The sequence below is a fragment of the Luteitalea sp. genome (assembly GCF_044337415.1).
Classification (GTDB): Bacteria; Acidobacteriota; Vicinamibacteria; order Vicinamibacterales; family Vicinamibacteraceae; genus Luteitalea.
In genome coordinates this window covers 1-7,471 of record NZ_JBIINP010000192.1, presented here as the reverse complement: position 1 = coordinate 7,471, position 7,471 = coordinate 1, and the positions used below count along the sequence as shown (strand labels likewise).

The following is a 7,471-nucleotide window of genomic DNA, read 5'->3' as shown; positions in this document are numbered from 1 at the left end:
GCGCCCGAGGCCTCGAGGATGGCCATGAGCCGCGAGAACTCCGCCGCAACCTGCGCGTCTTCGCCCTCGCATTCGACGATCAGCACGGCGGCCGCATCGGTGGGGTAGCCGGCGTGCACGGCGGCCTCGGCGGCGTCCATGGCCAGGCGGTCCATGATCTCCATGGCGCCCGGCAGCAGGCCCGAGTCGATGATGCGCGAGACGGCGTCGCCGGCCAGTTGCAGCCGGTCGTAGGCCGCCAGCACGGTGCGATAGACGGCAGGGCGCTGCACGAGCCGCAGTGTCACCTCGAGCACCACGCCGAAGAGGCCTTCAGAGCCACAGAACAGCGCGGTGAGGTCGGGGCCGACCTGCTCGAGACTGTCGCCCCCGAGCGTCGCCTGCGTGCCATCGGCCAGCACCACCTTCATGCCGAGCACGTGGTTGGCCGTCATCCCGTGGCGGAAGCAGTGCGCGCCTCCCGAGTTGAAGGCGACGTTGCCGCCGATGGTACAGATCGTCTGGCTCGATGGGTCGGGCGCGTAGTACAGCCCGTGCGGCGCCGCCGCGGTGGTCACGGCGAGGTTCACCACGCCGGGTTCGACGACGGCGATCCGCGCGTCGGGGTCGAGCCGGAGGATGCGGTTCATGCGGCTCAGCGCGATGACGACGCCGTCCTCGATCGGGACGGCGCCCCCCGACAGGCTCGTGCCGCTGCCGCGCGCCATGAAGGGGACGCCGGCCGCATGGCAGGCGCGCACGGTGTCGACCACCTCATCAGCGGTCTCGGCGAGCACGACGACGCGTGGCCTGGCCCGGTAGGCGGTCACGCCGTCGGACTCGTAGGCCGCCAACGCCGACGGGCGCGTCAGCAGGCGCGACGGCGGGACGATCCGCGCCAGGGCGGCGAGCAGGTCGTCTGGGCGCATGCGGGCAGTCTATACTGCGCGGCGCCAGCACAACCCTTCGGCAGTCGGCGGTCGGCATTCGCTGGTCGGCAGTTGGCAGTCGGCAGTTGGTAGAGAGTTCGTCGCATCCCGGCGCCCGTGCGTCGGGCCATCACGACCGGAGCCCATGCCCTGATGTGGAGCCAGGTGTACGACCCCTTCGGCCAGCCATGGCTGTCGACCCTCTGCGCGGCGCTGCCCGTGGTGGCGCTCCTCGGCTCGCTGGCGTTCCTCAAGCTGCAGGCGCACGTCGCCGCGCTCGTCGGCCTCGTCACGTCGCTCGCGGTGGCCGTGCTCCTGTTCGGCATGCCCGCGCCGATGGCGCTCGCGAGCGCCGGCTACGGCGCCGCCTACGGCCTGCTGCCGATCGGCTGGATCGTGATCAACGTCATCTTCCTGTACCAGCTGACCGAGCAGCGCGGACTCTTCGCGACGCTGCGGCAGAGCATCACGCACGTCACCACCGACGCCAGACTCCAACTGCTGCTGGTGGCCTTCGCGTTCGGGGCGTTCTTCGAGGGCGCGGCCGGCTTCGGCACACCCGTGGCCGTGACGGGCGCGCTGCTGATCGGCCTCGGCTTCGCGCCACTCGCCGCCTCCGGGCTGTCGCTGATCGCCAACACCGCGCCGGTGGCCTTCGGCGCGCTGGGCACGCCCATCATCGCGCTGGCCGCCGTCAGCGGCCTCGACCTCCTTGCCCTCAGCGGCATGGTCGGGCGGCAGCTGCCGCTGTTCTCGGTCATCGTGCCGTTCTGGCTGATCGCAGCCTTCGCGGGCTGGCGCGGGATGGTCGGCGTGTGGCCGGCGATTCTCGCCGCCGGCGTGCCGTTCGCCGTCGTGCAGGCGCTGGTGTCCAACCTGCACGGCCCCTGGCTGGTCGACGTGGTGGCGGCCATCGCGTCGATGGGCTCGCTCGTGGTGTTCCTGCGCGTGTGGCATCCGTCAGACGGCTGGGAGCCTGGTGATCGTCTCGGCGGCGTGCGCGACACGCACCGGCCGACCCCGACGCGCGCCGAGGTGGTGCGCGCCTGGGTGCCGTGGGCCATCCTCAGCCTCGTCGTCTTCACGTGGGGCCTGCCCCCGGTGAAGGCCGCGCTCGACGCGGCCACCACCGTGAAGATCCCCGTACCCGGCCTGCACGACGTGGTGCAGCGTGTGCCGCCGGTCGTGGCGACGGCCGCCAGCGAACCGGCGCTGTTCGCCCTGTCGTGGGTCTCGTCGACAGGCACGGGCATCCTGCTGGCCGCCCTCGTCGCGGGCCTCGTGATGGGCTGTTCGCTCGGTGAACTGCTGCGGACCTACCTCGCGACACTGCGCCTGGTGCGCACATCGCTGATCACGATCGCCGTGATGATGGCCATCGGCTTCACCACCCGCTATTCCGGGCTCGATGCGACGCTCGGCCTCGCCTTCGCGGGCACGGGCGTGCTGTACCCGTTCTTCGGCACCATGCTCGGCTGGCTGGGCGTGGCGCTGACCGGGTCGGACACCTCGTCCAACGTGCTCTTCGGCAGCCTGCAGCGCATCACCGCCGAGCAACTGGGCCTGAACCCGGTGCTCATGGCCGCCGCCAACAGCTCGGGCGGCGTGATGGGCAAGATGATCGACGCGCAGTCGATCGTCGTCGCCAGCACGGCGACGCGATGGTACGGCCACGAGGGTGAGATCCTGCGCTACGTCTTCTGGCACAGCCTCGTGCTGGCCGGACTCGTCGGGTTGCTGGTGTTCCTGCAGGCCTACGTCGCGCCGTTCACGCGGTTGGTGTGGTAGCAAGCAGGCTCAGGGCTCAAGGCTCAGGGCTCAGAAGGCATACTGCTCCTGCTGAATCTCCTGAATGCTCCCTGAGCCGTGAGCCCTGAGCCCTATGGCGCTGGGCGGCCCCGGAACGCACTGATGGGGCCGCCTCACGGTAGAATCCGGCGCGTGAGCCTGTTGCCGACCACCCCGCGCCTGCTGCTCGGTCCTGGACCGAGCCCCGTCCTGCCCCGTGTCCTCAACGCGATGGTCGCGCCCCAGCGCAGCCACCTCGATCCCGACATGATCGCGCTGCTCGACGACATCCGTCGCCGGCTGCACGGGCTGTTCAACGTGAGCGCGGAGGGTATCGCCTTCGCCGTGCCGGGTACGGGGTCCTCGGGCCTCGAGGCGGCGGTGGCCAACGTGGTGGGCGAGGGCGATGCCGTCCTCTGCGTCGTCACCGGCTACTTCGGCGACCGCCTGGCGCAGGTGTGCGAACGATATGGCGCCACCGTGACCCGCCTGAACGGCGAGTGGGGACGGGCCATCGACCCGGCCGCCGTCCAGACGGCGCTCGAACACGCCGCCTTCAAGGTCGTGACCATCGTCCACGCGGAGACGTCGACGGGCGTGCTGCAGCCGGTGCAGGACGTGGCCGCGCTCGCGCGCGCGCACGGGGCCAGGATCATCGTCGACGCGGTGACCTCGTTCGGCGCCCACCCGGTGGACGTCGATGGCTGGGGCCTCGATGTGGTGTACAGCTGCAGCCAGAAGGGCGTGGGGGCGCCGTCGGGCTTTGCGCCGATCGCCTTCAACGCGGCGACGCGCGCCGTGGCCAAGAGCCGCAGCTTCTACCTCGACCTGCCGTTGCTCGAGGGCTACTGGATCAAGCGCGGGTACCACCACACGATCTCGACGCCGCTCGTCTACGCGCTGCACGAGGCGCTGAGCCTGATCGACGAGGAAGGCATGGAGGCGCGGTCGGCGCGTCACGCCCGCGTGCACGGCGAGTTCGTCGCGGCGCTCGCGGAGATGGGCCTGTCGCTGCTGCCGCCCGAGGGCGAGCGGCTGTGGACGCTCAACACCGTGCGCATCCCCGAGCGGGTGACCGACGAGGCGAAGGTGCGCGTCGCGCTGCGCGACACGCACGGCATCGAGATCGGCGCGGGCCTCGGGCCGCTGGCCGGCAAGATCTGGCGCGTGGGCCTGATGGGCGCCGGTGCGACGAGCGAGAACGTGCAGCAGCTCATCGCAGCCCTGAAGTCGGAGATCGGCTAGGGCCACCAGCCTGCCGCCGTGGGCGCGTGGTCGCCAACCGGGCGTGAGGCCCGTGGTCGCGGCCACGCGACCCACACGTCGCAGACCAACGTCGCGCGGATGTCACATCCGTGGACTGCAATCGTCGAGGCGATGATCATGGGCAGCCAGTTGGAAGCGAGCCTGCAGCACGACATGGACCTGATCCGCCAGACGGTCAGGGAGATGGCCGAGCAGTGCACGCGGGCGCTTCGCGGCGCCCTCGACTCCCTTGTCCAGGGCGCGCCGCAAGGCGCGTACCTGGTCATCCTGCGCGACCAGCGGATCGACGAGCTCGAGCAGCAGCTCGATCGCCTGACCCTGGAGTTCGTCGTCCGCCAGCAGCCGGCAGCCGGGCACCTGCGCTTCGCCTACGCGGCCCTCAAGATCAGCACGGAGCTCGAGCGCATCGGCGACCACGCGGAAGGTGTGGCGCGGCGCGTCCTGAAGCTCCATGAGCTCGAGGCCCGCATCCCGGCGGAGCCGTTCCGGGAGATGGGCGACGCGGCGTTGGCCATGCTGCAGGAGGCCATCCAGGCGTTCCTCGAGCCCGACGCCGAACTGGCGCGGGCCACGATGCGGACCGAGCGCACGATCGACAGGATGCGCCAGCGCATCGACAAGGACCTGATGGCCCGGCAGACCGCCGGCGAGATCGGCCTGGAAGCCTACGCCCTGCTGTCCACGGTCAGTCGTCGCCTCGAGCGGGTCGCTGACGAGATCCGCAACATGTGCGCCGAGACGCTCTACATGTGCACCGGCGATTTCGCCAAGCACAAGTCGCCGGAAGCGTTCCGCATCCTGTTCGTCGACCAGCACAACCACTGCCGCAGCCAGATGGCCGAGGCCGTCGCCACGACCCTGGCCCACCCCCGGCTGATCTTCAGCAGCGCGGGGCTGGAGCCCAGTCTCATCGATCCGCGGCTGCCCGAGTTCCTGAGGAGCAAGGGCCTGGACATCATCGAGCGCCACCGACCCAAGTCGCTCGAGCAGATCCCCAACCTCGAGGTCTATCACGTGGTCGTGTCCTTCGACACGGACGCCTACTGCGCGATGCGGTTCCGCCGCACGCCGACGGTGGTGTTCGACTGGCACGTCGACGATCCCTCGGCCCTGCCGGGCACGTTGGAGGACAACCGCCAGGCATACGAGCGGGCGTTCGCGTCCATTCAGCGTCACCTCCAGGACCTGGTCGAGGCGATCGTTCGCCAGGACTAGGACCCACATGGCCTCGTCTCCCCTCCGGCAGCTGTTGGCGTTCGGCCTGCTCGCGCTCTGCGCGCTCGGCACCGTGTCGTGCGACCGGGGCGCGGCCCCGCGCCGCGCCGTGCTGCTCAATCGTGGATCCGACACGATGATCAACGTTGCGCAGGCGTGGGCCGAGGAGTACGCCCGTGTCGCGCCGGACGTGTCGGTGGAGGTGGCGGGCGGCGGCTCCGGCGTCGGCATCGCGGCGTTGATCGACGGTACGGTGCAGATCGCCAACAGCAGCCGGCCGATGAAGGCGGCCGAGCGGGAGGCCGTGAAGCTCTCGCGCCGCGTCGATGCGGTCGAGCACATCACCGGCTACGACGCCCTCGTCGTGTACGTGCACGCGTCCAACCCGCTGACCGCCATGTCGCTGGCGCAGCTCGAGGCCCTGTTTGCGGAGGGCGGCGCGATCACGCGATGGTCCGACCTGGGCGTCCACCATCCGTCCTGCCCGCGCGACACCATCATCCGGATCAGCCGGCAGTCGAGCTCGGGCACGTACGACTTCTTTCGCGAGGTCGCGCTCGGCAAGCGCGACTTCAAGCTCGGCACCCTCGAGCTGAATGGGTCGAAAGAGGTCGTGGAACTCGTGGCCCACACGCCGTGCGCCATCGGGTACAGCGGCATGGGCTACGCGACCGACGGCGTACGGATGCTCTCGCTGTCGACCGGTGGCGGCGCCCCGGTGGCCCCGACCCCCGCGGCAACGCTCGATCGGAGCTACCCGATCGCGCGGCCGCTCTACATGTTCACGGCGGGCCAGCCCGAGGGCGAGACGAAGCGCTACCTCGACTGGATTCACTCGCCGTCGGGCCAGCGGCTCGTCGCCGCGGTCGGCTATGTCCCGCTGCGCGCGGCCGACATGGGGGCGCGATGACGGCCTTCCGCCGGTCGTGGCGCTCGTTGCTGGCCGAACGGGTGATCGAGACGCTGATCTACCTGTGCGGGATCAGCGCGGTGATCCTGGTCGGGGGGATCTTCTTCTTCGTCTTCCGCGAGGCCGCGCCCGTGTTCACGAGCGAGCACTTCAGCCTCCGCGAGTTCCTGTTCAGCGTGGAGTGGTACCCGACCTCGGTCACCGACATCCGGTACGGCGTGCTGGCGATGGTGGTGGGCACGCTGGCGGTCACGGCGCTGGCGATGGCCGTCGCCGTGCCCCTCGGCATCGGCGGCGCCATCTACCTCTCGGAGTTCTGTGGTCCGGGCCTGCGAGAGTCGCTGAAGATCGTCATCGAACTGCTGGCGGCGATCCCGTCTGTGGTCTGGGGTTTCATCGGCCTCACGGTGATGAACGACCTGCTGATCACGCTGTTCGATGCCGCAGTGGGACTCAACGTGCTGAACGCGGGCATCCTGCTGGCGCTGATGAGCCTGCCGATCATCGTGTCGATCGGCGAGGACGCGCTCAAGGCCGTGCCCGACTCCTACCGCGAGGCCGGCCTCGCCCTGGGCGCCACGCGCTGGCAACTGGTCTACCGCGTCCTCCTGCCTGCGGCGCGCAACGGCCTGCTCGCCGCCGTGCTGCTCGGCGTCGGGCGTGCCGTCGGCGAGACCATGGCGGTGCTGATGGCGACCGGGCACGCGGTGCAGATCCCGACGGGCCTGCTCGACCCGGTGCGGACCCTCACGGCCAACATCGCCTCGGAGATGGGTGAGGTCAGCAAGGGCTCGGAACACTACCGCGTGCTCTTCGCCATCGGCGTGCTGCTGTTCGCCATCACCTTCCTCGTCAACCTCACCGCCGATCTCGTGGTGCGCGGCACGCGCCGCCGGTAGCCCATGTTCGAGGCCGGTCCCAACGTCGTCCGCAGGCGCAGACACGAGCGCATCGCCCATGTGGTCCTGGGCGTCTCGACGCTGTGCATCGTGCTGCCGCTCTTCGCCATCCTTGGCTACCTGGTGGCGAAGGGCTGGCCGTCGCTCTCGCTCGGCTTCCTGCTGGAGCCGCCGCGCGACATGCAGACCAGGGGCGGCATCTGGCCGGCGCTGATCGGCACGATCTATCTCGTGGGGACGTCGCTGGCCATTGCAGCGCCGGTGGGCGTGCTGGCCGCGGTCTACCTCAACGAGTACGCGCGCGACACCTGGCTCACGCGCATCATCCAGGTGGCCGTCATCAATCTCGCCGGCGTCCCCAGCATCGTGCATGCCCTCTTCGGGCTCGGCGCCTTCGTGCTGGCCGCCGGACTCGGCCAGTCCATCCTCGCCGCCTCGCTCACGCTGGCCGTGATGACGCTGCCGGTGATCATCGCCAGCACGTC

The 7,471-nt window shown here is 70.2% G+C and carries 7 protein-coding genes; 6 read left to right on the top strand and 1 reads right to left on the bottom strand.

Annotated elements, in window-relative coordinates; all coding sequences use genetic code 11:
• Positions 1-908 (bottom strand): FAD-binding oxidoreductase (locus ACIRDX_RS18650; RefSeq protein WP_396626944.1); only part of this gene is annotated, 908 nt, incomplete at its 3' end.
• A gap of 153 nt (positions 909-1,061) precedes the next feature.
• On the opposite strand from ACIRDX_RS18650, the gene ACIRDX_RS18645 reads away from it, so the two are divergent.
• From ACIRDX_RS18645 to ACIRDX_RS18620, 6 genes are all read left to right on the top strand, one after another.
• A complete protein-coding gene (locus ACIRDX_RS18645) occupies positions 1,062-2,696 on the top strand; it encodes an L-lactate permease (RefSeq protein WP_396626945.1) in 1,635 nt (544 codons plus the stop codon).
• A gap of 153 nt (positions 2,697-2,849) precedes the next feature.
• The gene (locus ACIRDX_RS18640; RefSeq protein WP_396626943.1) at positions 2,850-3,941 is read left to right on the top strand and encodes a pyridoxal-phosphate-dependent aminotransferase family protein; all 1,092 of its coding nucleotides are present in this window, start codon (positions 2,850-2,852) and stop codon (positions 3,939-3,941) included.
• Positions 3,942-3,959: 18 nt separating this feature from the next.
• Entirely contained in the window at positions 3,960-5,177 is a 1,218-nt protein-coding gene (phoU, locus tag ACIRDX_RS18635; RefSeq protein WP_396626942.1) for a phosphate signaling complex protein PhoU, read from the top strand.
• Between the two features lie 7 nt (positions 5,178-5,184).
• Positions 5,185-6,087, top strand: coding sequence for a PstS family phosphate ABC transporter substrate-binding protein (locus tag ACIRDX_RS18630; RefSeq protein ID WP_396626941.1), 903 nt, complete (start codon positions 5,185-5,187; stop codon positions 6,085-6,087).
• Complete coding sequence (gene pstC, locus ACIRDX_RS18625) at positions 6,084-6,986, top strand: phosphate ABC transporter permease subunit PstC (protein ID WP_396626940.1); 903 nt, start codon at positions 6,084-6,086, stop codon at positions 6,984-6,986. Before ACIRDX_RS18630 ends, pstC begins: the two co-directional genes overlap by 4 nt.
• Positions 6,987-6,989: 3 nt before the next feature.
• On the top strand, positions 6,990-7,471 hold a 482-nt coding region (locus tag ACIRDX_RS18620; protein ID WP_396626939.1), incomplete at its 3' end, for a PstA family ABC transporter permease.